Origin of the sequence: Arthrobacter sp. YAF34 (assembly GCF_052113245.1) — a bacterium.
Taxonomy (GTDB): Bacteria; Actinomycetota; Actinomycetes; order Actinomycetales; family Micrococcaceae; genus Arthrobacter.
In genome coordinates, this window is record NZ_JBFRCV010000007.1 from 52620 (window position 1) to 75519 (window position 22900).

The window sequence follows — 22900 nt, forward strand, 5'->3', positions numbered from 1 at the left end:
GCACATGCAATTCGCCCGGCGCTCCTGGCATACGGTCGGGGGCACCTCAGCGGGCAAGGCTTTGCACCTGGCGGATATCGGCATAGACGTGCGCTTGTGCACGCCTTTAGGCGCCGACGACGCCGGCGACCTGGTACGCGGCGCCCTCGCCCAGGCCGGCGTCACAATCGAAGCGATTGCGTCTGACCGCACGGAACGCCACGTCAACCTCATGGCCGACGGCGGAGGCCGGGTATCCCTTTACATTTCGGTGCCATCCCCGCCGCCGCAGGATGAACTTGACGCTGTCGCGGCAAGAGTGGCTGCGGCGGATCTCGCCGTGATCGACCTGAGCGAACTTGGCTTGGCACTGCTCGAACGCGACGAGGTCCGGCAAACACCGTTATGGGTGGACCTGCATGACTACGACGGATCGTCCGCGTTCCATGAGCCATTCCTTCGGGCGGCCGACACCGTCTTCATGAACGGCGACCGGACAGACGACCCGTGGGAGCTTATGAGCGCCTGCCTCGCGCGGGGCCCTCGCCTGGCGGTGTGCACACTCGGGGCGGAAGGTGCGATAGCGCTGGAAGCGGACGGGACGCAGCATGAGATTGTTGCTGTTCCCGCCCATGTAGTGGACACGAACGGCGCCGGGGACGCGTTCATGGCTGGCTTTCTCGGTCCGATCTTGCAGGGTGCGTCGATTCCTGACGCGCTCAAGGGGGCGGCCGCTCAGGCCCGTATCGCCATTGAGAGTGAGCATCTGCACCCCGTCCTGGGCCGTTGACTCCGCAGCACCCCCGGGTCGATGCGGACACTGGGCCGGCCGAGGCTTCCGTAGGGCGCCGGTACGAGCGGGAGCTCGCCAGCGCGCACCGGTGCTGATTCGCCGGCTGGAAGACCCGGCGGAGCTGGAGACGGTGGCCGGGCGTGTCCGGAACCGCCTGGCCGGCACCGTCACCGTCGCCGGGAACGAGCTCCGGCTGGGCCTGTCCGTGGGCCGGGCGGAGACGGCCGTCCCGGCGGATGCCGATGCGGCAGGGCACAAGGAACTGGCCAGGACCCTGCTCTTCGCCGCCGACCAGGACATGTACCGGGTCAAGACCGAAATGCGCGCGGACCTGGCACTCCGCTGACCGGGCCGCAGTGGCATCCGGGGGACTGACACGACGACGACGGCGGGAGCTGGCTCCCGCCGTCGTCGTTCTGTTGCGTCGTGAGGTGCTGTTAGGCGGAAACTGCCTCGAGGTTTGCTGCGCTGTGGTTCAGGCTGAGCGTGAAGGTGCCGGGTCCGCTGGCGTGGACCGCGATGTTGCTCTTGGCGATGTTGTGGCGCTCGGAGAGGTCGAGGATCAGCGCGTCCAGTTCGTGGTGCATGGTGGAGCGGTCCCAGAGCTTGTGGGTAACGGAGTGGGCAGTTTCAAACGTCATTGTTCAGTGCTTCCATTCATGATTCCGGAGGTCCGGCTGCCGCACCGATGCGGAGCCGCCGTGGGCCAAACCAGGAACGCCTGAGACCTCGGGGCAGCTCTGCGAGCTCACCGGTTTGGCCTCATTGCGTCCACCAGGATGGGTAAATCTTTGCCGCCGGTCCGCCGCGCACGCTGTGCGTCGGGGTGGCCGGGGCTGCGTCGGCCCGGGAAGTCGCTTCCCTGCCTTGCCTTTCCATAGTGCACAGCGCGGCGGCGGAGGCTCAAGCCAGATGGCGAAGATTGCGCGTGAGACTCATCACAGGGGTGCAGCGGGGGAGGTGCGGCGCCGGCGTCGGGGCCGGGCGCGGTGCGGACTAGTGGCGGGCCCGCCCCGGCCGGACCCTTGCGCGGGGCGTGTGCCTGCGGCTCAGGCCCCGGGTGGGAGCCCGGGTGACCGTCACCGGGCCGCCGGGCTCCGGTCCGGCTGCGGCCGCGGCGCGTCCGTAGCGGGCGGCCAAAGGGGCGGCGCTGACGCCATGGGCCACGACGCTGAGCAGCACGGTGGCCGTGATGACGCCCACCGCCTCGTCGGAGATCGGTCCGACGGCTTCCAGCGCCAGCAGCGCGAACACGAGCGAAGCCAGGCCGCGCGGACCGAACCAGCCCACGAACAGGATGGTGTTCCGGTCGAGACCGGCACCAATCGAGGCCAGCGCCACCGGCAGCATGCGCACCACCGTGAGGCTGAGCACCGCGTACACGATGCTCAGGGGGACGAAGTGCGCCAGCATGGTCGGAACGGCGATGGCTCCAAAGGCCAGCCACACGAGCAGGGAAGCCAGGCCGCCCACTTGCTCGACGAAGGCCAGTGCGGCCGGGGCCCGGTGCCCGGCGCACGTGCCGAAGGCCAGCCCGCCGCAGAACGCCGCGACGAATCCGTTGCCGCCCACGGCGACAGCGGAGGTGTAGGCGAGCAGGCTCAGGGCAAGGACCCCGATGCCGGCAAAGTCCTCGGCAACGGTCCCGCGCCGGCCCGCCAGCTGCAGCAGCCACCCGCCCGCGGCGCCGATCGCTACGCCGACGCCGGCGCCGATGAGCAGCTCGACGGCCGCGCTGCCCGGGGCCTCGGCGCTCTCCAAGCCCGCTGCGGCGGCCGCGCCGGCGATCGCGACCATGACCACCGGGGTGGCGATGCCGTCGTTGAGGCCGCTCTCGACCGTGATCAGCTGCCGGATCCGCGAAGGCACCACCGGATTCGTCACCACCGGGACCCCCAGTGCGGCGTCGGTGGGGGCCAGCGCCGCGCCGACGAGGAGGGCCAGCCATAGCCCGAAGTGGGGGAAGAACCAGGCGGCCAGCGCCCACCCGAACACGATCGTCAGGGGCAGGCCAAGTCCCAGGAGCCGCACATAGCGGCCGACGTCCTGGCGCAACTGCTGCAGCGGCAGGCGGGCGGCGTCGGAGAACAGCACCAACACCAGGGTGATTTCGACCACCGGAGTGACAGCCTCCGGGGGCGCGGAGCCATCGACCAGGCCGGACCAGGTCAGGGCCGCGCCGAGAGCAATGAACACCATCGGGGCGGTCAGGTCCGCCTGCTGCAGCCGCGCCGAAACCAGCGCCCACCCGAACAGGGCGGCAGTGATGAGGACCAGGACCGTCAGCTCCATAGCGGATCCATGCTCAATTTTAGGCGCGGCGGCCATGTCAGGTCCCCTGTCCAAAGTCCCCCGTCCAAAGTCCATAGGGCCGGTCCGGGGGCAACGCCCGCTCGGTGCCGCTCCCGGCTCGGCTATGGTGGCTTCAATTGCGCAATAGCCACAGCGATCTGAAGGAGTCAGTTGTCCGCCGAAACGTCCGCCGCGCTCGCCGGGCTGGTCCTGATCGCCGTCGAGCTCGTCCGGTCAATCCCCGCGCTCCGGCGGGTGCAGCGCACCGGCACCAGCGACGGCGTCAGCGGCATGAGCCTGGGCGTGCTCGCCGGGACCGGGCTGGGCTGGCTGGCCCTCGCCGCGATCGTCCAGAGCTGGTGGGTGCTGGCCGCCAACACCCTGTGGATCGCGATCCACGCGTTCCTGTGCCGGGAAGTGGCCAGGACCGGGGCCCGGAAGAGGCGCGAAATCCTCCTGGCCGCGGCCGGCTCGGCGGCGGTTCTGGCGCTCGCCACGGCCGGAGACCTGTACTTCATGCCCCTGCAGGACGCCCTTGGCCTCATGTTGGGCATATCCACGCTGTTCTACGCCATTCCGGCGGCGTACGAGGGCTTGGCGAGCGCGTCGACCCGCGGCCTGAGCCTGCTGTCCCTGGGCGTGAACACCTTGGAAGGCAGCATCTACTTCCTGGCCGGGATCGCCGTGCTGAGGATCGCCGAGACGGGTGACCCGGTGTTTGGCTTCGCCTTCTTCGGCGTGGTCAGTATCGCCTCCAACGGCGTGCGCTTCGCGCGCGTCGCCTACCGGCGCATCAACCGGCTGGACCGGGCCCTGCCTGGGGCCGCCGCGCCCGTCGGCGCAGCCCTGCCGTAGCGCCGCGGCCCCACCTCTAGGCCTCCGGGCGCCGAGGGCGACGACGGCGGGAGGCTCCCGCCGCCGTCGTCCCCGTTGGCGCCGGGGTGACTGCTACGGCAGACGCGTCGGCCGCAGGACGGAGGCGAGGCCGGCCTTTTCAGGATCGAGCTCCACCGGGCTGACCAGCACGGCCGGCCCGCGGCTCAGAATGCCGTTCGAGAGCGGCTGGCAGCGCACGCCGCCCCGCCCGCGCATGGCTGCGTGCGCCCCCGGAGCGAGCATCCGGTCCATCCACGCGCAGGGATGGGCGGGCCGTCCCGCCTTGAAGTGAACCGTTTCCCCGCGCGATTCGAGCGCGAAATCGTGACCCAGCAGGGGAGCCAGGTGGGCGCCCCGAAGGACCACATTGCGCCGGGTCAGGAGCGGGTCAAAGGGCCCTGCTCCCAGCTCTGCGGCCATCGCTTCGAGGGCTTCGACCGCGAGGAGGGTGACAGCGGCGTCCATGTGCGCGGCCTTGCCGAAGAACCGGTCGCCCACGATGCCCTTGCCGGCCACCACGTCGACCCGGTCCGCGTCCGCGGTGTGGACTGTGGCCGCACCATCGCGGGCCCGGCCGAAGTAGGCGTGCGCCGGCGAGACGAGGAGATGGAGGACCTCGACGTCGTATCTGTAGCTTGCCGTCATGCCCTAAAACTACCTCCAGCGCAGGGCCCAGGCAGGTTCCGAGGCCATCGGCTGGTCCCTAACGGCCCTTTGATCCCCCTATAACGGCGGTACTGGAGCAGCCGATGCCGTGTTGTCCGAGCCATGCACAAGATTTCGCAGGCTCGTGCCACAAGAAGCCCAGACTGCTACGCTCCACGTATCGGCCCTGTCCGGTGCCGGCTGGTTAGGGCGGTGCGGCTCAAGGGGCAGAGCGCAGCAACAGCTTCAGTTGTGAGCGAGGTAAACAGCATGACGGTTGCCGAAATCCAGGTGGACCAGCGGGTGATCGGCATCGACTCCCGGCGTTTCGCCTCGGTGGAGAAGGCGTTGGTGGAGCTGATCACCAACAGCGACGACAGCTACGCCCGGCTGGAAAAGTCCGGCGCTTCCGTGACCGGCCGGATCCGCGTCGGCTACGAGCGGCACCACGCCGGGGCCGTGCTGATGGTCAGCGACCAGGCGCAGGGCATGTCCTTCGAGGAGGCCGGCCGCATCCTCAGCTACGGCGGTGCGCACAGTCCGCTCTCCCGCGGCGAGGGCACCGGCCGCGGGTACTTCGGCCGCGGGCTCAAGCAGGCCATCTTCGGCCTGGGCCACGGCTGGATCGAGACCATCCAAGACGGCCGGTTCACCCGCATCGACGTCTTCCGCGGCGAGAACGGCAGATACCTCTACGACGACGACGGCGCGGACCGCCGTGCCTTCCCCGCAGACTACACCCGGCTGGGGATCACCTGGGGCGACACTACGGACACTCCGGACACTCCCGACACTCCGGGCGCACTCGCCGGGAACGGCACCCGGGTGACGATCGTCGTCGACAATCCCCACGTCACCATCACCCAGCACGCCACCTTGCTGCAGTCGCTCTCGGACAACATCTACCTGCGGGACGTGCTTGACCGCCGGGATGTGGCACTGGTGCACGGGCGCCCCGGAGCCGAGGACCACACCAGCGAGACCATCCGGTTCCGGGAGCCGCCGGCCACCGTGCTCCTCGGCCCGGACCGGCCGGGCAGCGTCAGCCTCGACGGTGAGGAGTTTCCGTTCACGCTCACGCTCAAGCGGGCCCAAGACGTGGAGCTGACGCTGAAGGGAGACGAACGCACCGCCGGCCTGGTGGTTGAGTCCGGCATGGCCGTGCTCGACTGCCAGCTGTTCGAGTTCGAGAACCAGGTGGGCACGGAATACCTCTTCGGCACCGTGCGGTGCCCGGCGCTGACCGAAATGCTGGGCCGGGGCAAAGCGATCATCAGCGACGAGCGGGAGGGCCTGAACCCCAAGGATCCCTTCGTCGCCGCTTTCTCCCGGGCCGTCAGCAGGATGATCGCCGACGCCGTGCAGGCGGAGAAGGAAAAACTCACCCACCTGGAACGTGCCACCACCTCCGGGCGCACTGCCGAGATGATTGAGCACCTGCTGCACCACATGAGCGAGGCAGCCGTCGTCGATCTGGGGCTGGAGACGGCGGCGCTCTGGACGGGAGACGGCTCGCCGTCGGCCGGGGGGCCGCCCGCGGCCCTGCGCTTCACCACGCCCTTCTATTACCGGCCGCCGGGGCACCCGTTCCATGTCGCGCTGCTGCTGGATCCGGCCCAGCTGCCCGACGGCGGGACGCTCACTTTTGAGTTCGGGCTGCCTGGTTCCCTGCGCATCGACCCCGTCCCTGTCCCTGTCCCGGTCAGCGCGCTCGGAGAAACCCGGCGGATCGAATGGACCATGACGGGGGACCGGGACGGCGACCGCGGCGAGATCACCGTCCGGGCCGGGGACTACTGGGCGCTCTGTGAAATCGTCATCGCCGAGCACGCCTCCCACCGCAGCGCCGACCAGCCGCCGCACCATGCCATCGCCACCAATGCCACGGCACGGCCAGCAGCGGCGCACCGCGAGGTCCACCGGCCGAGCCGGGATCACGGCGTCGACCTCTTCATCGGCTACGAGTTCCGCAATCTGCACAACAGTGCGGACCGTGCCGTCTACAGTGCCGCGGAGCGCAAGGTCATCATCAACACCGGTGCCCCGACGGTCCAGCTGTATGTCGACGGCCGCGGCCGCTTCCGGGATTCCGCCCGGCTGTTGCTCGCCGAGCTCTTCCTGGACGTCATCTCCGACGAGCTGGCCACGCGCCGCGTGGCGCAACACAGCCATGCGGGCAACCTCGAGGCCTTCCACGCCGCCAAACGGGACATCATCCGCCGCTACGGGAGCGACATCCACCGCACGTTCCTGGGCTAATTGGGGTCGTCGAAGGGGCGCGGCCGGAGCGGACTCGCGCCGCGGCGCGATCCCGGCCGGCACACCGGTCCCTCCGCCACCCATTGACACCTCCGAAACCCCGGTCTATTCTACAACCAAATGGTTGTAGATCAGCTCAGGAAACCGCTCAGCGACGATGACCTTGACCGCCTGTTCCAGGCGTTCGCCGATGCGACGCGCCGGGACATCGTGCGCCGGGTGACCGTGGGGGAGTATTCGGTTTCCGGACTCGCTGCCCTCTACGCCATGAGTTTCGCGGCCGTCCAGAAGCATGTGGCCGTGCTGGAACGCGCTTCCCTTGTCTCCAAGGAGAAGCGGGGAAGGGAGCAGATCGTGCGGGCCAACCACGACGGGCTGCAAAAGGCCCGCCGGCTGCTCGACGAGTACGAGGTCATCTGGCGGCAGCGGACCGAGCGGATCGCAAACCTGCTCGCCGAGACAGCCGCCGCGGATTCAAGCAACGCCCAAACAAACCAGCAAGGCAGAAACCAGGAAAACTGAAGGATAGGAAAGGTTTGTCATGACCGTTATCAGTTCAGTGAATAATCTTGAGGCGCTGAGCCTCACCGTGGTGGCCGAGTTCGACGCCGGCGTGGACCGGGTCTGGCAGATCTGGGAAGACCCGCGCCAGCTCGAACGCTGGTGGGGTCCGCCCACCTGGCCCGCCACCTTCGAGAAGCACGACTTTGTCCCCGGCGGCGAGGCCAGCTACTTCATGACCGGACCCGAGGGGGAGAAAGCCCGCGGCTGGTGGCGGTTCGTCACGATCGACGCCCCGCACCGCCTCGAGTTCGACGACGGGTTCGCCGACGACAACGGCGACCCCGTGGCCGACATGGGCACCATTCACGGCGTTGTGACGCTCGAGCCAATCGGCGACCGCACCCGGATGACCGTCATGTCCACCTTCGACGCGGAGGAGCAGATGGAGCAGATTGTCGCCATGGGCATGGAAGAGGGCATGAACCAGGCGCTGGGCCAGGTCGACGCGATCCTCGCCGAATCCGTCAACGCCTAAACTGCACCGCGAGCGGACGACGGCGGAAACCTCCCGCCGTCGTCCGCTGTGCCGTCTCGTCCGCAATGCCCTGTTCAGCCCGGTGCGCGCGGGGTTAGGATGCCGTGTGACTTTCACCCATGGTTACGCGGCCAACGGCGACGTCCGCATGTACTACGAGGTCCACGGCCACCCGCGGGCCGGCGAGCCCCCGCTGCTGCTGATTCCCGGCGGAGGCTCGAGCATCGAGACCAACTTCGCCGGCCTCATTCCGGCGCTGCTGGCCGAGAGCCTGCAGGTGATCGCCGTCGATGAGGAAGGCCACGGGCGGACACAGGCGACCGGCCGTCCGCTCACCGCCGAAAACTCGGCCGACGACGTCAAGGCCGTGATGGATGCGCTCAACGTGGACACCGTGGACGTGCTTGGCTTCAGCGCCGGCGGCCACACCGCGCTGGCGCTGGCCATGCGGTATCCGGCCTCCGTGCGGTGCCTGATTGCCGCCTCCACGTTCGCCAGCCGGGACGCCGTCGGCGGCGAGTTTTGGGACGGAATGGCAGCGGCCACCCTCGGCGAGATGCCGGAGGCGCTGAAGGACGCGGACCGCCGGCTCAATCCGGAGCCCGGGCACCTCGAGCGGATGTTCGAGCTGGACCGCCAGCGGATGCTGACCTTCCCCGGTTGGCCGGACGATGACCTGCGCCGCATCACGGCCCGCACCCTGGTCCTGGCCGCTGACCGCGACGTCATGAGTCCCGAACACGCCGTGCGGATGTCCCGCGTCATTCCCGGGGCGCGCCTGATGATCGTGCCGGGCGGCCACGGCGATTACCTCGGCGAACTGTCTGTGAGCGGCGGCGACCTGAGGGCCATGCGGACCGCGATCCCGTATCTGCTGCGGTTCCTCGAGGAATAGGCGGCGGTCCGGGCCTTGCCGGCGTCAGGGCCTATTCGGGCTTGGAGGTCTTCTTCGGCATGGAGGTCCAGCGCTGCTTGTGCAGACGTTCAAAGCCCGCCAGGAGCAGATCCAGCGCGAACTCGAACTCGAACTGGTCGTCGCAGCCCTGCCCCACCACGGAGTCCTCGTGCGCAGAGGCGGTGGCGACCTTCAGGATGTTCGGATACCGCTCGGCCATCTCGCGGAACATGGCAGCCTGGGCCTCGGGCGGAAGATCGACCGGCCCCTGCGCCGCCCCGCCCGCGTCGTCGAACAGCTCCTGGGTGAACCCCCACATGCGGCTGCCCAGGGCGTGCATGACGTGATGGGTCAGGTCGACGGAGAAGCCTCCGGCCAGAAACATGCCGATGAAGGAATCCATGTAGCCAAGAACCGCCGGCGTCTTGTTGGTGCGCGATTCCAGGACCTGCCGGGCCCACGGGTGGCGCAGGAGCGCCGCCCGGGCCGAGAGCACCCTTAGTCGCACGGCATTCTGCCAGCCGGCACCGCTGACGGGAGGATCGATCTCGCTGACCAGCGCGTCCACCATGCCGTCGAGGAGTTCCTCCTTGTTGGCAACGTGCTTGTAGAGCGCCATCGGCACGACGCCGAGCTCCTGGGCCAGCCGGCGCATGCTCAGTGCCTCGATCCCCACATCATCGGTCAGAGCGACGGCGGCCGTCAGCACGCGGTCCCGGCTCAACGGAATCCGGCGCGTGCGCTCCGCTTGCTGGGTCATCCGGCCACCTTTCCCTAACGGTCCTCTATTGACAAGTGTACGGCGTACACCTAGCGTTATCCGCATCAGGTGTACGCCGTACACCCCAAGCCGTGAGCCACTCCACTCAAGGAGCACGCCGTGACCACTCAAGTCAGCAGCGCCCCCGTGTCCCGCGTCCGCCGTCGTCCGCAGTGGCCCGTGGCCGCCGGATTGATCCTGCTCAGCCTCATTCCGGTGATCGCGGGGGCGGCGCGGCTGACGGAGCTGACCGGCGGCGCCGCCGTCACGCCGCAGAATGCCCGGTTCTTCGCCTCGCCCGTGCCCGTGGTGACGCACATTGTCAGCGTCACCACCTACAGCCTGCTCGGGGCGTTCCAGTTCCTGCCCTCGCTGCGCGGCCGCCGCGGCTGGCACCGCGTCGCCGGCCGCGTCCTGGCGCCGGCTGGCCTGCTGGCCGCGCTGTCCGGTTTGTGGATGACCCTCTTCTATCCGCTGCCGCCCGGTGATGGCCGGGCCCTTTTCGTCCTGCGGCTCGTCTTCGGCTCGGCCATGGCGGCGAGCATCGTCCTGGGAATCGCCGCGATTGCGCGCCGGGACTTCGTGCGGCACGGCGCGTGGATGACGCGCGGCTACGCGATCGGCGTCGCCGCGGGAACGCAGGCGCTGACGGGCCTGCCGTGGATGCTGCTCGTGGGCCCGCCCGACGAACCGACCCGGGCGGCGCTCCTGGGATCGGCCTGGGTGATCAACGTTGCGATAGCCGAGTACGTCATCCGCCGCCGCGCGCAACGGGCCAAGCGGACGCCGCGGGCTTCCGGGCCCACTGCCGCGGCGGGCCTCGAGCCGGTGAAGCGGACGACGGCGGTGCGAACGCCGGAAAGCGGCCCGCTAGACTCTCGCGCATGACAATTGTGGACGATCAGGGACGCCCGGAGCCTCCCCTGGCAGCCGATGAAACCGCGACCCTCCTGGGCTTCTTGGACTTCCAGCGGGCCACGCTGGCCTGGAAGTGTGCCGGATTGGACGCCGCGGGCCTGCGGGCGAGGACCGCCGCCTCGTCGATGACGCTGGGCGGGTTGCTGAAGCACATGGCCTACGTTGAGGGCGCGTGGTTTTCCCACTCCCTGCACGCGCGGGACCGGGAGGCCCCCTTCGACGCCGTGGATTGGAAGGCCAATCCCGACTGGGAGTGGGAGTCCGCTGCCGAGGACACCCCGGACCAGCTGCACGCGCTGTGGCAGGATGCCGTGGACCGGTCCCGGGCCCGGGTGGCGGAAGCTTTGGCCGGCGGCGGCCTGGATCAATTGGCCCGTCGCCCGTGGCCGGACGGTTCGGCGCCGAGTCTGCGCTGGATCCTGTGCCACATGATCGAGGAGTATGCCCGGCACAACGGTCACGCCGACCTCCTTCGCGAGGCCGTGGACGGGCAGACGGGGGAGTAGGCGCCTTAGTCGTCCGGGATCTGCAGCACGGTCATGGCGGCCAGCAGGTACGGCACGGGATCGGATGCAGTGCCGGCGGCCCACTGCATCCAGGCCTCGAACGTTGCCGCGAGATACGCCGCGCAGAGGTAGCCGGCCCTGTCCTCGGGGATGCCAAGCGCGACCAGGTGCCGGCGTCCGCGCTCACGTTGGGGTGACAGTGCGGCGTAGCTCCGGCTGGCCAGCTCTGGATGTTCGGCGATCAGGCGCAGGCGTCCGCGCGTGAGGGCGAGGTCCGGGAGGGCCGCCGCCCCGGCCGCGGCCGCCGCGCTCAGCCCGGCCCGGATCTGTCCGGCACCCAGCCCGGCCCGGAGCCCGTCCGTCGCCGCGCTGGCGTCACCCGGCGTGTCCGTCGCCGCGTCCAGTGCTCGGCCCGCAGCCTCGGCGACCGGCCCGATCCCGCCCCAGACGAGGTCGGCCTTGCTGGCGAAGTAGCGGTACAGGCTCTTGCGTCCGATCCCGGCCGCGCCCGCAATGTCCTCCATGGAGGTCCGCTCGTAGCCCCGCTCGGCGAACAGGCGCAAAGCGACGCGGGCTACGGCGTCGGGGTCGATCGTCGCGGGCCGCCCGGTGGGGCGCTCGACGGCGGGCTGGGGGTCCTCGGAAAGCTGGCCGGTAGTCACCCTTACATAATGACACAGGGTGTCATAAGGTGGGGCTGTCAGTGTCGTCAACGTCTGGGAAGGACATCATGGGCAACGAAGCTTCATGGCAGGAAACCGTCACCGCGGGCCGCTTTGCGGGCAAGACGGTCGTCGTTACGGGCGCGGGATCAGGCATCGGGCTGGCCACGGCCCTCCGCGTCGCCAGGGAGGGCGGCCGGGTGATCGCGGCCGACATCAGTAAGGACCGCCTGGACGCCCTGGTGCAGGAGAACGCCGGCCTGGACTTGGTTCCCGTGCCCGGCGACATCTCAACCGAGGAAACCGTCGCCGCCGTCCTGGCCGCGGCCGGCGGACGCGTGGATGCGCTGGCGAACGTCGCGGGAATCATGGACAACTTCACGCCGATCCACGAGGTGGACGACGAAACGTGGGAGCGGGTCTTCCGGATCAACGTCACGGCCCTCATGCGGCTGACGCGCGCCGTCGTGCCGCTCATGCTCGAGGCGGGCGTCGGCTCCGTCGTCAATGTTTCCTCCGAGGCCGGACTCCGCGGGTCCGCCGCCGGTGCCACGTACACGGCCTCCAAGCACGCCGTCATCGGACTGACCAAGAACTCGGCCGTCATGTACGGGCCCAAGGGCCTGCGGTTCAACGCCGTGGCCCCGGGCGCCACCATCACGAACATCGAGGCGCCCTGGGGGTCCGAGCTCGGGGCCGCGCGGCTCCAGCCGCTCATGGGCGCGAACATCCCCGCGCCGGCCACCGCGGCACAGCTCGCGGCCTCGATCACCTTCCTGCTCAGCGACGACGGCACCAACATCAACGGCGCCGTCCTCGCCTCCGACGGCGGCTGGTCGGCGGTCTAAGGGTCCGTCCACCCCACCACCCGTTGCACTTTCAGGTATCGCGGCCATCGGCGCCGAATGACAACCAGACCTGATAGCGCAACCAGGAGGACACGACGACGGCGGGAGGCTCCCGCCGTCGTCGTCCGTCTGCTTACTGGCCGGACCGCAATCTAGTAGGCCTTGACCCGCTGTTCGACGACGAGGTGGACCAGGGCGAACACGCCGTCGCGGTCGATGGCGGCCAGCGCGGACTCGATGGCGGCCGGGATGTCCTGGTCCTCGGTGACCGTGACGCCGAAACCGCCGAAGGCCCGGGCCATCATGCCGAAGTCGGGATTCTTCAGCTGCGTGCCCGATACCCGGGACGGGTAGTGGCGTTCCTGGTGGGTGCGGATGGTGCCGTACTCCTGGTTGTCCATCACGATGATGAGCGGCGTGGCTCCGTACTGGGCGGCCGTGGCGAGCTCCTGGCCGTTCATCAGGAATTCCCCGTCGCCGGCGATGGTGACCACCCGCCGCTCCGGGCTGGCCAGCGACGCGGCGATGGCCGATGGAATCGAGTACCCCATGGAGCCGTTCCGGGCGCTGATCATGGAGGCGTAGCGCCGGGTGGGGAAGTACCGGTGCGCCCAGTTGGTGTGCTCGCCGGCCCCGAACGTGACCATGGCGTCCTCGGGCAGCAGCGGCACGAGGTTGGCCATGAGGGTGTCCATTTTGGCGGCCCCCTCGTCCGGAGTCGACGGCGGCAGGCTGGCGAAGGACTGCTGCTCGGCACGCATCCGGGCCGTCCACGCCTTCCACTCCTCCTTAACCGGGAGGTCGATGCTCACCAGATCCCGGACGAAGGCCTCCGGCTTGGCCAGGATCTGGCGGGAGACGGGGCCGGAGCGGCCGCGCAGCGAGGGATCGATGGTGACCAGGAAGTTCTTCTTGTTCCAGTCCTGCCTGCAGACGAAGCCGTCCGTGATCACGTCGCCCGGGACCGTCCCGACGAACACGAGCAGGTCGGTTTCCTCCAGGAGATCGTAGGTGGGGCGGGGCCGGCCGTAGCCGATCGGTCCCACGTAGCTGGGGGAGTCGAAGGAGACGGTTCCCTGGGTGCGCCATTCCGCCGCGGCCGGGATGTGGTGCTTTTCGAGCCATTCGGTGAGCTCAGTGGCGGCGTCCTGGGTCCAGTCGTTCCCGCCGGTGACAAAGAGCGGCCTCTTGGCCTGTGCCAGGGCGTCGGCAAGGGCGCCGGCATCCGTGCTGCTCATGCCGCCCGCGGCCACCGGGATGGCCGGGTGCAGGGCCGGATCGATCTGCGCGCGGATGATGTCCTCCGGCAGGCCGACCACCACGGGGCCGGGGCGGCCGCTCATGGCCGCGAACATGGCCTCGGCGACAATCTCGGAGGCCCGCTCGGGATGGTCCAGGACCATCACGCGTTTGGCGCCGGTGTCGAACCACGCCTTGATGTCGAACTCCTGAAACGCCTCGCGGTCCCGGTGCGCGAACGGAATGAGACCGACAAAGAGCAGCATCGGGGTGGAATCCTGCCACGCGGTGTGCAGGCCGACGTGGGCGTTCGCCGCCCCGGGGCCGCGGGTGACCATGGCGACGCCGGGGCGCTGGTTCATCTTGCCGTCGGCCTCGGCCATATAGGCGGCGCCGCCCTCGTGCCGGCAGACCACGGTCTCGATGTCCGAGCCGTGCAGCCCGTCGAGGACGTCCAGGAAACTTTCCCCCGGCACAACGAAGGTGCGTTCAACCCCGTGCGCCACGAGGGAATCGACGATCACGTGGCCGGCGGACTTCAGGGTCCCGCTGCCGTTGAAGCTGTCCGGGATAGCCGCCGGGACCGTCTGGAGGGGTGGGAGGGTGTCGCCGTCGACTGGGTACGTGTCGGTTGCGGTCATGGTGGATGCAGACTCCGTTTTCATCACTTGGTTGTCTTCTTGGGTTGGTTTGGCGGGCAAGGCATGTCCGCTGAATCCAGCGGAACGGATGGTGGCGCCTAGTCGGTTTCCGGTCCGGTGCAGAAGAAGCAGCCGTCCTCGCAGCTGTCCTTCGACGCCGGCGGGTTGCTGGTGCGCACGGCTGGCGGGTGGCGCTCCTGCAGGGCGCTGGTGCGGCCGGGATTCAGCGGGTTTCGTGGCTTCATGGAGGCTTTCAGGTTGTAGGTCGGATCGTGGGACCGGTCAGCGGTCGAATGGTCGATTGGCCAGGTTCGATTAGTGGATCGGAGTCCGGTTGGCCAGCACGGGCGCGGCGCCCGTGAAGCCGTCGCGGGTTTCGGCGATGTCGTGGATCTGTTTCCGGCAGGCGTACCAGCCGCCGACCATCAGCGCGCAGGCCACCAGGGTCACCAGCAGGGTGAGCGGGGAATCGATGAAGACCATGACGAGCACGCCGAGCAGGAAGACGAGGGAGAGGTATCCGGTGTAGGGGGCGCCGAACATCCGGAACGAGGGACGTTCGAGCCAGCCCTTGTCTGCCCACCGTTTGAGCTGGATCTGGCAGAGCACGATGGTGGCCCAGGTGACGACGATGCCTACCGAGGCGACGTTCAGGACGATCTCGAAGGCCTGGCCGGGGACCAGGTAGTTCAGCGGGACACCGAGGAGGGAGACGCCTGCGGTGATGGCGATGCCGCCGTAAGGGACGCCGGCTTTGTTCATCCGCTGGGCGAACTTCGGGGTCGACCCGGCCACTGACATGGAGCGCAGGATGCGGCCGGTGGAGTACAGGCCGGCGTTCAGCGACGACAGGGCGGCCGTGAGGACCACGAGGTTCATGATGACGTCCACGCCCTGGATGCCGATGGATCCGAAGAACGTCACGAACGGGCTGACGCCTTTTTGGTAGGAGGTGTAGGGCAGCAGCAGGGCGAGCAGGATGACCGAGCCGACGTAGAACACGGCGATGCGGAAGACCACGGAGTTGATGGCCTTGGGCATGATCTTTTCAGGGCTTTCGGTTTCGCCCGCGGCCGTGCCGATCAGTTCGATCGAGGCGTAGGCGAACAGCACGCCCTGCATGAGGATGATCATGGGCAGCAGGCCGTTGGGGAAGATGCCGCCGTTGTCGGTGATGAGGCTGAAGCCGACTTCCTGGCCTTCCACGGGGGTGCCGAACATGACGAAGTAGCTGCCGATCAGCAGGAACGCGACGAGGGCGGCGACCTTGATCAGGGCGAACCAGAACTCGAGTTCGCCGAAGACCTTGACGGAGGCAAGGTTCAGGCAGAGGACCACGATGAGGGCGATCAGCGCCCACGCCCACTGTGGAACGGTCCCCATCCAGGGGACGTATTTGCCGAAGAAGTTCATGTAGAGGGCCGCGGCGGTGATGTCCACAATCGTGGTGGTGGCCCAGTTGATCCAATAGAACCAGCCGGAAATGAACGCGGCCTTCTCTCCGTAGAATTCGCGGGCGTAGGACACGAACGATCCTGAAGAGGGCCGGTGCAGGACCAGTTCGCCCAGGGCGCGCAGGATCAGGAACGCGAAGAAGCCGCAGACGGCGTAGGCGATGACCAGTGACGGGCCGGCAGCGCTGAGCCGGCCGCCGGCGCCCAGGAACAGGCCGGTTCCGATGGCCCCGCCGATTGCGATCATCTGGATCTGCCGTGGCTTCAAGCTCTTGTGGTAGCCAGAGTCCTCCGCATGGATCAGGGCATCCGAAGCATGGGCGTGGCCACCATCGGCCTCGTAAAAGCCAACCTCGTCATTGGGGTTTTTGGGCATGGGTGTTCCTTTCGATCTGTTGGAGATCTAAATGGGGTTTGGAGAGAGATTGTGGGGACAGTGAGGCGTCAGATCAGAAGATCGACCACCCGGTCCGGTCGGACAGGTCGGCGAGAGCCGCCGAGCCTGCCAGGGAATTTCCTTTGGAATCCAGCCGCGGGCTCCAGACGCAGATGGCGCACTCGCCGGGGACGATCGCCAGAATGCCGCCGCCCACACCGCTCTTTCCCGGAAGTCCCACGCGGTAGGCGAACTCGCCGGCGGCGTCATACATGCCGCAGGTCAGCATGATGGAGCCGATGCGCTTGGCCTCGCTCCGGGAGACCACCGCGCCTTGCGCCCCGCGGCCGTCCTGCGCGAGGAACAGGCCCGCCTTGGCCACCTCCACGCAGGTCATCATGATTGAGCACTGCCTGACGTAGTTCTCCACCACGGCCTGTGCGGGCTGCCGCAGGTTGCCGAATTCCTTCAGGAAGTGGGCGAGGGCCAGGTTGCGGCTGCTGCTGGAAAGCTCACTCCTTGCGGCCGCCTCGTCGATGAACGGACCCTGTCTTCCATTCTGGTGACCCACCTGGTCGGCGAGGAAGCGCAGGACCTGAGCGGCGGCGTCGGGCGATCTTTCCATCAGGTGGTCGGTGACCACCAGTGCACCCGAATTGATGAAGGGGTTCCGCGGGATCCCGTGCTCGACTTCAAGCTGGACCAGGGAGTTGAAGGACGTCCCTGACGGCTCGCGAAGAACCCTGGACCACAACGAGCCGGAGTCGTCGGCGCTGAGCGCCATCGCCAGGGTGAAGACCTTGGAAATGCTCTGGATCGAGAACGGAAGATCGGCGTCGCCGGAACTGAAGACTTCTCCGGACGTCGTGGCAACCGCGATGCCGAACCGGTCAAATGGCGGGGACTGCAGGTGGGGAATATTGGCGGGAACCGACCCCGCTTCCCTCCGGGGCCGGTGGCTACGGACAAGGTCTTCCAGGACCGGGCCAAGCGGCGGCGAATCAAGTGCTGTCATCATTTCTTGCCCAGGTGCTCCTTCTGTGTGCCGGCCCACTCCTGAACATGAAGCAGGGCGACCAATGAATCGCGGGGATTGCCGAAGTTCAGCCCGGTGACCCGGCTGACTTTGTTGATCCGGTAGTAGACGGTGTTCTTATGCAGCTGCATCCGCTTGGCGCACTCGGCCACGTCCAGGGAGGCGTCGAAGAATGCACGCAGGGTTTCGGCCAGTTCCGCATCGCCGCGGAGGAGGGCCCAGAGGCTGCGGTGCCGGAAGGCCGCCGTCGTGAAGTTTTTGACGGCGTCGTGGAAGAGGATTTCCGCCTCGAAGTCGTCCACGGTGGCTACCGGAACTTTGCCGGACCGTCGCATGCAGCCCAGCAGGGCTTCGGCTATTCCGATCGCGGAATGAATCGAAAGCAGATCGGGGACGACGGGTCCGACGGCGGCAAAGGGGCTGATGCCGAGGTGCTTGGCGGCGTCCTTGACGATTGCATCGGCCAGACTCCGCAGCCCGGCGTCGGCGCTGGCGGACTGGAGACCGGGAATGACGACGGCGGTGTCGCCGTGAAACTGTCCCACGATGGCTGACGATTTGTAGGCGGCCGCGTGGATCGACGCGAGGTTGGCCAGCTCCCCGTGCTTAAGCGCCGCGTCGTCCTCCTGGGCTTCAGACGCTGAGAGACCAAGCAGGATCAGGGCCGAGGGACGGTCCGCCGGGATCTTTTCACTGTGCGCGCTTGCCGCAGCCTCCGCCGGACCCGACAGGAGGCGCGCGATGCGGTCCTCGCGCATGTGCACGGACTGCTGGTTGCGGTACCGGATGAGCTCGGCGGAGGCACGCGCGGCAGAGCCGGTGAGCACGTAATCAACGTCGTCGCCGAAGCCGGCGCCGGTTTCCTGGAGCCAGATGTAGCCCATGATGCGGTTGCCGGCGAACAAGGTGATGGCGACGCGTTCCCGCAGGCCGTCCTGGGGCCGGGCGGGTACCCGGACCGGGAGGCGGGTCCGGTGCAGCTCGCGGTAGGCGCCAAGGTCTTTGAGCAGGAGTTCGTATTTGCGCGGGCCGCGCCGGGCCAGGATGGAGGCCTTGCGGAGCTCGTCAATGGCGTTGGTGACGGTGGAATATGCCAGGACCTTGTTGGCGGCGTCCTCGATCACGACGTGGCTGGAGGTCAGCCGGGCAGTGGTCTGGGCGATGGCGAAGAGGTCCTCTTCAAGCAGGGTCAGCACTTCGCGCTGGTAAGTGGGCGGCTGGATCCGGTCCTTGGCGATGGACAGGAGGCGGTCCCAGTCCGCGGCCGGGTCCACCAGCAGCAGGCCGGTTCCGGCGGCGCGCAGCAGTTCTTCGGCTTCCGCCAGTTCCTCCGGGCTTCCCTTGACGGCCAGGACCAGCGGAGGGTTCTTCAGCAGGCGCCGAACTGCCGGCAACGCGGAGCGTCCGCGAACGCCGACCAACAGGACAAACGCGGCCCCGCCGTCGGAACTTTCGTCGTCGGCGTCCACGATCAGGAAGCGCTCGATCGCCGCATCCGTGCGGGCGGGCCGAAGCATCAGGGTCGCGGAGCCCAACGGGAGATCCGCGAGGATGTCGTCCACTGTAGCTGCGGCCATGGGCTTCCTTCTGACATTGGCACCCTTCCGGACGGCTCTGTCCGGACACCTCATGCTATCGAGCGGCTATGTCCGAAAATATGGAAAATTTCCTAAGTTACGTGACTCGTATTAGGTCTGTAGACCAAGGGAAGGGCGCCCGGCTGTTGCGCGTGCCCTTGCAACTCCATCGATTGCTCCAGAACTGCCGTTATGACTCCTCAAAAGGGCGGCTACGGAGCAATCGATGGGGTTTGGCCCTTCGCAGCCGCCCGGCACCCGCCGTCGGTCACGGCTGGGAACCGCACTCGGATTCGCCCCGGCAGGAACTTCAAGAAATGATGGGGCCATGGAGAATACTGACGTGCAGCCCTGGGTGAAGAACTACCAGCCGGGCGTCCCGGCGGAGATCGAACTGCCCACGGAGTCGCTCGTGGACATGCTGGAGCGGTCCGTGGCCGAGGCCGGGAGCGCACCCGCGATGGAGTTCTTCGGCCGGCGCACCAGTTACAACGAACTCGGCGACCAGGTGGACCGGGCGGCCGAGGGGCTGCGCCGGCTCGGTGTCCGCGCCGGCGACCGGGTGGCCCTGATCCTGCCCAACTGCCCGCAGCACGTCGTCGCGTTCTACGCGGCGCTGCGCCTGGGCGCCGTCGTCGTCGAACACAACCCGCTGTACACCTCCGGGGAACTGCGCCACCAGTTCGAGGACCACCAGGCACGGATTGTGATCGCCTGGGACAAGGCCGCGGCGGCAGTCCGGGACTTCCCGGCCGACGTCGAGATCGACCACGTCGTCTCCGTCAACCTGCTGGCGGCGTTCCCGGCCCTCAAACGCCTCGCGCTGCACCTGCCGGTGAAGAAGCTGCGCGAAACCCGTGCCTCGCTCACCGACCCGGCGCCGGGCACCACGCCGTGGCAGGACCTGCTCAGCCACGGGCGGATCGACCCCGCTCACCCGCGGCCGTCCGTGGGCGACCTCGCGGCGATCCAGTACACCTCGGGCACCACCGGACGGCCCAAGGGCGCCATGCTGACCCATTTCAACCTGTACTCCAACGCACTGCAGGGCGAGGCCTGGATGCACGGCGCGGAGTACCGCAAAGAGGTGTTCTACGCGATCCTGCCGATGTTCCACGCGTTCGGCATGACGCTCTACCTCACGTACGGCATCCGCAAGCAGGGACTGCTGGTGCTCTTCCCGAAGTTTGACCCGGACCTGATCCTGGCGGCCATGAAGAAGTCGCCCGCCACCGTCTACTGCGCCGTCCCGCCGATCTATGAGCGCACCGCGATGGCCGCAAAGGAAAAAGGCGTCTCGCTGCGGTCCTGCAAATACTGCATCTCGGGCGCCATGAACCTGCCCGGCCACGTCGTGGAGCTGTGGGAATCCGTGTCCGGCGGCCTGCTCGTGGAAGGCTACGGGATGACCGAGTCCTCGCCGGTGGCCATGGGCAACCCGTTCTTCCCCACCCGGCGCACCGGCACCATCGGCGTGCCGTTCCCCTCCACGCTCATGAAGGTGGTGGACATAGACAACCCGGAGGTCGAGGTGCCGCAGGGCCAGGCGGGGGAGCTGCTGATCAGGGGACCGCAGGTCTTCCAAGGCTACTGGAACAACCCCGAGGAAACCGCCAAGACCCTCACCGCCGACGGCTGGCTGCGCACGGGCGACGTCGTCACCGTGGACGCCGACGGCTTCACCACGATCGTTGACCGGGCCAAGGAACTCATCATCACCGGCGGCTTCAACGTCTCGCCCACCGAGGTGGAGGCCGCGCTGCGCCTGCACCCGGACATCGCCGACGCCGCCGTGATCGGCAAGCCGCTGGAGCGCGGCGGTGAGATGGTGGTCGCCGCCGTCGAACTCGCCCCGGGCGCCGCCCTCGACGAAGAGGCGCTACGCACCTACTGCCGCGAGCACCTGGCCGGGTATAAAGTCCCCAAGCGGATTGTGGCGATCGGCGACATGCCCCGGTCGATGCTCGGGAAGATCCTGCGGAAACAGGTCCGCGAGCTCGTGCTGCCGGGGCTGTAAGGAGAACGCATGCACGCTGAGATCGACTTCTCCGCAGGCGTTCCCCGTCCCGGTGATCTGGACGTGGCCTGGATCCACGGCTCGGAATCCGCTAAGCACAACACGGACCCGGACATCCAGGTCCACGCCTACGACGAGGACACGTTCATCCTGCGCCAGAACATGGCGGTCAACTACGAGGCGCCGTTCATGTTCCTGCTGTTCGGCAATGCCCGGGCCGTGCTGATCGATACCGGGGCCACCGCGTCCGCGGACTACTTCCCGCTGCGCCGCGTTGTCGACGGTCTCATGGATGCGTGGCTCGCCGCGCATCCCCGGGACGGCTACGGACTCCTTGTCCTCCATACCCATCCGCACGGCGACCATGTGGCCGGCGACGCCCAGTTCGTCGGCCGTGACGGCACCGTGCTGGTGGACGCCAACCGGGATACCGCGTGGGACTTCTTCGGATTCGCGCGCGGGGCAGGCGACGGCGGTTCAGGCGACGACGGCGGTTCAGCTGACGACGGCGGCCCGCCGTCGCGGGTGGAGCCGGCACATGTCGATCTCGGCGGCCGCATCCTGGAGTGCTGGCCCAGTCCGGGGCATCACGACGCGGCCGTAACGTTTTACGATCCGTACACCGGGTGCCTCCTCACCGGAGACACGGTCTATCCCGGCCGGATCTATATCCAGGACTGGGCCGCCTTTGTCCGCACCATTGACCGGCTGATCGGCTTCTGCAGAACGCGACCCGTCACCCACGTCCTGGGCTGCCACATCGAAATGACGCGCGAGCCCGGCGTCGACTACCCGATCTTCACCACCTACCAGCCGGACGAACCGCCGCTGGAGATGACCCCGAACCAACTCGGGGAGATCCGCCGCGCCATCGACGAGGCCGGCGGGCGCCCCGGCCGGCACGTGTTTCCCGGCTTCATCCTCTGCCTCGACGGGGAGTGAGGGTGAGGCGGCCTTAGCCCTGACGGCGGGGCGCCGGGGCCTCCACGCGGGACGGCGTCAGGCGGACTAGTGCACCGCGACGTCCTCCGCGTCCTCGGGCCCGACGAAATTGCACGAGCCCGGATGGCGCATGGGCAACGTGCAGGTGCGCCCGGTGGGCAAGTGGACGTTGGCGCACCGCCCCGCCATGGCCACGTCTTCCCGGACATGCGTGACGTGGGTGCTGCTGAGATCCTGCGCGGTTTGCTCTTGGCTGTCGGGCCGGGGGCTTCCGGCTGAATCGTGCTGGTGGCTGTTCACGGCTGCAACTCCTCGGATCTGTCGTGCACATGGGAAGGGTGCTTATGATAAGAAGGTCCCAGCCTCGCACGGGTGGGTTAACACCGTGTTACGGCGGTGTTAGGTTCCCGTCGCGGCGCGGCCGCCGGCCAAGGCCGACAGGCCGCCCTTGGCCACCGCGCGGCTGTTCCCCATACTGGAAGGCAGATCCGCGATGCCGGCAGGCGAGGATGGTGGTGGCTGATGAGCAGCGGGGTTAGTGGTTCGGGCAGTGCGTTCCGGCGCCGGGTGGAGCGCGCCGCGGAGCTCCGTGCCGTCCGGGCGACCGGCAGCACCGCCCAGGAGAATGACGAGCTGAGTGCCGCCGAAGAAGAGCTCCGCCAGAAGCGTGCCAAGATCGACGACGCAGCCAAGGCCGAATACCTGATCCGTGACGCCATGGCGCAGGGCAAGTTCGACACCCTCAAGTACGCCGGCAAGCCGATCCCAGGGCTGGGGGAGGCGTATGACCCCGACTGGTGGGTCAAGGGCCTGATCCAGCGGGAGAACATCGCCGGCCTGGGCCCGAAAGCGATCCTGCTCCGCACCGAAGACGCCGGACTCGACGCCCGGCTCGATGCCCAGTTCAGCGAAAAGCAGGTGCGCGAAATCGTGGAGGACTTTAACGCCCGGGTCATCGATGCCCGGCGGCAGCTTCAGGGCGGGCCGCCGGTGATCACCAAGACCCGAGACGTCGACGTCGAACTGGACCGCTGGCGGGAGCGCCGGGCTGCCGCGGCAGTCCCTGCCCCACCCGGGCCGGAACCGAAGCGGTCCTGGTGGCGCCGGCTCTGGAGCGGGGCCGGCTGAGGGATCTCCAAGGCGTGC

Annotated in this window: 24 protein-coding genes; 13 read left to right on the plus strand and 11 right to left on the minus strand. The window is 68.2% G+C overall.

Annotation, left to right across the window (positions count from 1 at the left end; translation table 11 throughout):
- The first annotated feature begins 4 nt into the window (after positions 1 to 4).
- Positions 5 to 769, plus strand: coding sequence for a carbohydrate kinase family protein (locus AB4Y72_RS10215; RefSeq protein WP_441426048.1), 765 nt, complete (start codon positions 5 to 7; stop codon positions 767 to 769).
- 91 nt (positions 770 to 860) lie between these two features.
- Positions 861 to 1118: a hypothetical protein gene (locus tag AB4Y72_RS10220; protein WP_441426049.1), complete on the plus strand. Its 258-nt coding sequence runs from the start codon at positions 861 to 863 to the stop codon at positions 1116 to 1118.
- A gap of 91 nt (positions 1119 to 1209) precedes the next feature.
- Here AB4Y72_RS10220 and AB4Y72_RS10225 read toward each other — a convergent pair whose 3' ends face one another.
- Together AB4Y72_RS10225 and AB4Y72_RS10230 are read right to left on the minus strand one after the other, a co-directional pair.
- Positions 1210 to 1413 (minus strand): hypothetical protein, encoded by a 204-nt coding sequence (locus AB4Y72_RS10225; RefSeq protein ID WP_441426050.1) that lies wholly within the window; start codon positions 1411 to 1413, stop codon positions 1210 to 1212.
- A 355-nt stretch (positions 1414 to 1768) separates the two neighbouring features.
- Positions 1769 to 3064: a cation:proton antiporter domain-containing protein gene (locus AB4Y72_RS10230; RefSeq protein ID WP_441426051.1), complete on the minus strand. Its 1296-nt coding sequence runs from the start codon at positions 3062 to 3064 to the stop codon at positions 1769 to 1771.
- A gap of 171 nt (positions 3065 to 3235) precedes the next feature.
- Between AB4Y72_RS10230 and AB4Y72_RS10235 the strand changes: the two genes are divergently transcribed.
- On the plus strand, positions 3236 to 3919 hold the full coding sequence (locus tag AB4Y72_RS10235; protein WP_441426052.1) for a hypothetical protein: 684 nt from the start codon (positions 3236 to 3238) through the stop codon (positions 3917 to 3919).
- A gap of 93 nt (positions 3920 to 4012) precedes the next feature.
- Here the strand turns inward: AB4Y72_RS10235 and AB4Y72_RS10240 are convergent, their stop codons facing one another.
- Positions 4013 to 4585: an MOSC domain-containing protein gene (locus AB4Y72_RS10240; RefSeq protein ID WP_441426053.1), complete on the minus strand. Its 573-nt coding sequence runs from the start codon at positions 4583 to 4585 to the stop codon at positions 4013 to 4015.
- A gap of 270 nt (positions 4586 to 4855) precedes the next feature.
- Between AB4Y72_RS10240 and AB4Y72_RS10245 the strand changes: the two genes are divergently transcribed.
- The 4 genes from AB4Y72_RS10245 to AB4Y72_RS10260 all read left to right on the plus strand — a co-directional run bounded on the left by AB4Y72_RS10245 (position 4856) and on the right by AB4Y72_RS10260 (position 8778).
- The gene (locus tag AB4Y72_RS10245; protein WP_441426054.1) at positions 4856 to 6844 is read left to right on the plus strand and encodes an ATP-binding protein; all 1989 of its coding nucleotides are present in this window, start codon (positions 4856 to 4858) and stop codon (positions 6842 to 6844) included.
- Between the two features lie 120 nt (positions 6845 to 6964).
- Positions 6965 to 7366: an ArsR/SmtB family transcription factor gene (locus tag AB4Y72_RS10250; RefSeq protein ID WP_441426055.1), complete on the plus strand. Its 402-nt coding sequence runs from the start codon at positions 6965 to 6967 to the stop codon at positions 7364 to 7366.
- A 19-nt stretch (positions 7367 to 7385) separates the two neighbouring features.
- On the plus strand, positions 7386 to 7883 hold the full coding sequence (locus AB4Y72_RS10255) for an SRPBCC family protein (protein ID WP_441426056.1): 498 nt from the start codon (positions 7386 to 7388) through the stop codon (positions 7881 to 7883).
- 106 nt (positions 7884 to 7989) lie between these two features.
- On the plus strand, positions 7990 to 8778 hold the full coding sequence (locus AB4Y72_RS10260; protein WP_441426057.1) for an alpha/beta fold hydrolase: 789 nt from the start codon (positions 7990 to 7992) through the stop codon (positions 8776 to 8778).
- A 31-nt stretch (positions 8779 to 8809) separates the two neighbouring features.
- Here the strand turns inward: AB4Y72_RS10260 and AB4Y72_RS10265 are convergent, their stop codons facing one another.
- On the minus strand, positions 8810 to 9538 hold the full coding sequence (locus AB4Y72_RS10265) for a TetR/AcrR family transcriptional regulator (RefSeq protein WP_441426058.1): 729 nt from the start codon (positions 9536 to 9538) through the stop codon (positions 8810 to 8812).
- A 120-nt stretch (positions 9539 to 9658) separates the two neighbouring features.
- Between AB4Y72_RS10265 and AB4Y72_RS10270 the strand changes: the two genes are divergently transcribed.
- Complete coding sequence (locus tag AB4Y72_RS10270) at positions 9659 to 10426, plus strand: DUF2306 domain-containing protein (protein ID WP_441426059.1); 768 nt, start codon at positions 9659 to 9661, stop codon at positions 10424 to 10426.
- Positions 10423 to 10962, plus strand: a complete 540-nt coding sequence (locus AB4Y72_RS10275; RefSeq protein WP_441426060.1) for a DinB family protein — start codon at positions 10423 to 10425, stop codon at positions 10960 to 10962. Before AB4Y72_RS10270 ends, AB4Y72_RS10275 begins: the two co-directional genes overlap by 4 nt.
- Positions 10963 to 10967: 5 nt before the next feature.
- Here AB4Y72_RS10275 and AB4Y72_RS10280 read toward each other — a convergent pair whose 3' ends face one another.
- On the minus strand, positions 10968 to 11624 hold the full coding sequence (locus tag AB4Y72_RS10280) for a TetR family transcriptional regulator (RefSeq protein WP_441426061.1): 657 nt from the start codon (positions 11622 to 11624) through the stop codon (positions 10968 to 10970).
- A gap of 68 nt (positions 11625 to 11692) precedes the next feature.
- On the opposite strand from AB4Y72_RS10280, the gene AB4Y72_RS10285 reads away from it, so the two are divergent.
- Positions 11693 to 12472, plus strand: a complete 780-nt coding sequence (locus AB4Y72_RS10285) for an SDR family NAD(P)-dependent oxidoreductase (RefSeq protein ID WP_441426216.1) — start codon at positions 11693 to 11695, stop codon at positions 12470 to 12472.
- Positions 12473 to 12624: 152 nt separating this feature from the next.
- Here the strand turns inward: AB4Y72_RS10285 and AB4Y72_RS10290 are convergent, their stop codons facing one another.
- The 5 genes from AB4Y72_RS10290 to AB4Y72_RS10310 all read right to left on the minus strand — a co-directional run bounded on the left by AB4Y72_RS10290 (position 12625) and on the right by AB4Y72_RS10310 (position 18795).
- A complete protein-coding gene (locus AB4Y72_RS10290) occupies positions 12625 to 14352 on the minus strand; it encodes a thiamine pyrophosphate-dependent enzyme (RefSeq protein WP_441426062.1) in 1728 nt (575 codons plus the stop codon).
- 98 nt (positions 14353 to 14450) lie between these two features.
- Complete coding sequence (locus AB4Y72_RS10295) at positions 14451 to 14597, minus strand: hypothetical protein (protein WP_441426063.1); 147 nt, start codon at positions 14595 to 14597, stop codon at positions 14451 to 14453.
- Positions 14598 to 14667: 70 nt separating this feature from the next.
- Positions 14668 to 16182, minus strand: a complete 1515-nt coding sequence (locus tag AB4Y72_RS10300) for an amino acid permease (protein WP_441426064.1) — start codon at positions 16180 to 16182, stop codon at positions 14668 to 14670.
- Between the two features lie 73 nt (positions 16183 to 16255).
- Positions 16256 to 17200 (minus strand): glutaminase, encoded by a 945-nt coding sequence (locus tag AB4Y72_RS10305; protein WP_441426065.1) that lies wholly within the window; start codon positions 17198 to 17200, stop codon positions 16256 to 16258.
- Entirely contained in the window at positions 17197 to 18795 is a 1599-nt protein-coding gene (locus AB4Y72_RS10310) for a PucR family transcriptional regulator (protein ID WP_441426066.1), read from the minus strand. The genes AB4Y72_RS10305 and AB4Y72_RS10310 overlap by 4 nt, the downstream gene beginning before the upstream one ends.
- 328 nt (positions 18796 to 19123) lie before the next feature.
- Here AB4Y72_RS10310 and AB4Y72_RS10315 point away from each other — a divergent pair, with 328 nt between their 5' ends.
- Positions 19124 to 20812, plus strand: a complete 1689-nt coding sequence (locus AB4Y72_RS10315; RefSeq protein ID WP_441426067.1) for a long-chain-fatty-acid--CoA ligase — start codon at positions 19124 to 19126, stop codon at positions 20810 to 20812.
- A 9-nt stretch (positions 20813 to 20821) separates the two neighbouring features.
- Positions 20822 to 21754 carry an MBL fold metallo-hydrolase gene (locus AB4Y72_RS10320; RefSeq protein WP_441426068.1) on the plus strand — a complete coding sequence of 311 codons (933 nt, stop codon included), beginning with the start codon at positions 20822 to 20824 and terminating at the stop codon, positions 21752 to 21754.
- A 66-nt stretch (positions 21755 to 21820) separates the two neighbouring features.
- Here AB4Y72_RS10320 and AB4Y72_RS10325 read toward each other — a convergent pair whose 3' ends face one another.
- Positions 21821 to 22054, minus strand: a complete 234-nt coding sequence (locus AB4Y72_RS10325; protein WP_441426069.1) for a hypothetical protein — start codon at positions 22052 to 22054, stop codon at positions 21821 to 21823.
- Positions 22055 to 22276: 222 nt separating this feature from the next.
- On the opposite strand from AB4Y72_RS10325, the gene AB4Y72_RS10330 reads away from it, so the two are divergent.
- Positions 22277 to 22882, plus strand: a complete 606-nt coding sequence (locus tag AB4Y72_RS10330; protein ID WP_441426070.1) for a J-domain-containing protein — start codon at positions 22277 to 22279, stop codon at positions 22880 to 22882.
- Positions 22883 to 22900 lie beyond the last annotated feature (18 nt).

Coding starts and splice junctions, on each gene's coding strand:
- AB4Y72_RS10250 (WP_441426055.1), top strand. CDS start 6,965: ATGGTTGTAGATCAGCTCAGGAAACCGCTCAGCGACGATGACCTTGAC.
- AB4Y72_RS10310 (WP_441426066.1), bottom strand. CDS start 18,795: ATGGCCGCAGCTACAGTGGACGACATCCTCGCGGATCTCCCGTTGGGC.
- AB4Y72_RS10305 (WP_441426065.1), bottom strand. CDS start 17,200: ATGATGACAGCACTTGATTCGCCGCCGCTTGGCCCGGTCCTGGAAGAC.
- AB4Y72_RS10330 (WP_441426070.1), top strand. CDS start 22,277: ATGAGCAGCGGGGTTAGTGGTTCGGGCAGTGCGTTCCGGCGCCGGGTG.
- AB4Y72_RS10285 (WP_441426216.1), top strand. CDS start 11,693: ATGGGCAACGAAGCTTCATGGCAGGAAACCGTCACCGCGGGCCGCTTT.
- AB4Y72_RS10255 (WP_441426056.1), top strand. CDS start 7,386: ATGACCGTTATCAGTTCAGTGAATAATCTTGAGGCGCTGAGCCTCACC.
- AB4Y72_RS10240 (WP_441426053.1), bottom strand. CDS start 4,585: ATGACGGCAAGCTACAGATACGACGTCGAGGTCCTCCATCTCCTCGTC.
- AB4Y72_RS10290 (WP_441426062.1), bottom strand. CDS start 14,352: ATGACCGCAACCGACACGTACCCAGTCGACGGCGACACCCTCCCACCC.
- AB4Y72_RS10275 (WP_441426060.1), top strand. CDS start 10,423: ATGACAATTGTGGACGATCAGGGACGCCCGGAGCCTCCCCTGGCAGCC.
- AB4Y72_RS10245 (WP_441426054.1), top strand. CDS start 4,856: ATGACGGTTGCCGAAATCCAGGTGGACCAGCGGGTGATCGGCATCGAC.
- AB4Y72_RS10315 (WP_441426067.1), top strand. CDS start 19,124: ATGGAGAATACTGACGTGCAGCCCTGGGTGAAGAACTACCAGCCGGGC.
- AB4Y72_RS10215 (WP_441426048.1), top strand. CDS start 5: ATGCAATTCGCCCGGCGCTCCTGGCATACGGTCGGGGGCACCTCAGCG.
- AB4Y72_RS10225 (WP_441426050.1), bottom strand. CDS start 1,413: ATGACGTTTGAAACTGCCCACTCCGTTACCCACAAGCTCTGGGACCGC.
- AB4Y72_RS10300 (WP_441426064.1), bottom strand. CDS start 16,182: ATGCCCAAAAACCCCAATGACGAGGTTGGCTTTTACGAGGCCGATGGT.
- AB4Y72_RS10295 (WP_441426063.1), bottom strand. CDS start 14,597: ATGAAGCCACGAAACCCGCTGAATCCCGGCCGCACCAGCGCCCTGCAG.
- AB4Y72_RS10265 (WP_441426058.1), bottom strand. CDS start 9,538: ATGACCCAGCAAGCGGAGCGCACGCGCCGGATTCCGTTGAGCCGGGAC.
- AB4Y72_RS10320 (WP_441426068.1), top strand. CDS start 20,822: ATGCACGCTGAGATCGACTTCTCCGCAGGCGTTCCCCGTCCCGGTGAT.
- AB4Y72_RS10230 (WP_441426051.1), bottom strand. CDS start 3,064: ATGGAGCTGACGGTCCTGGTCCTCATCACTGCCGCCCTGTTCGGGTGG.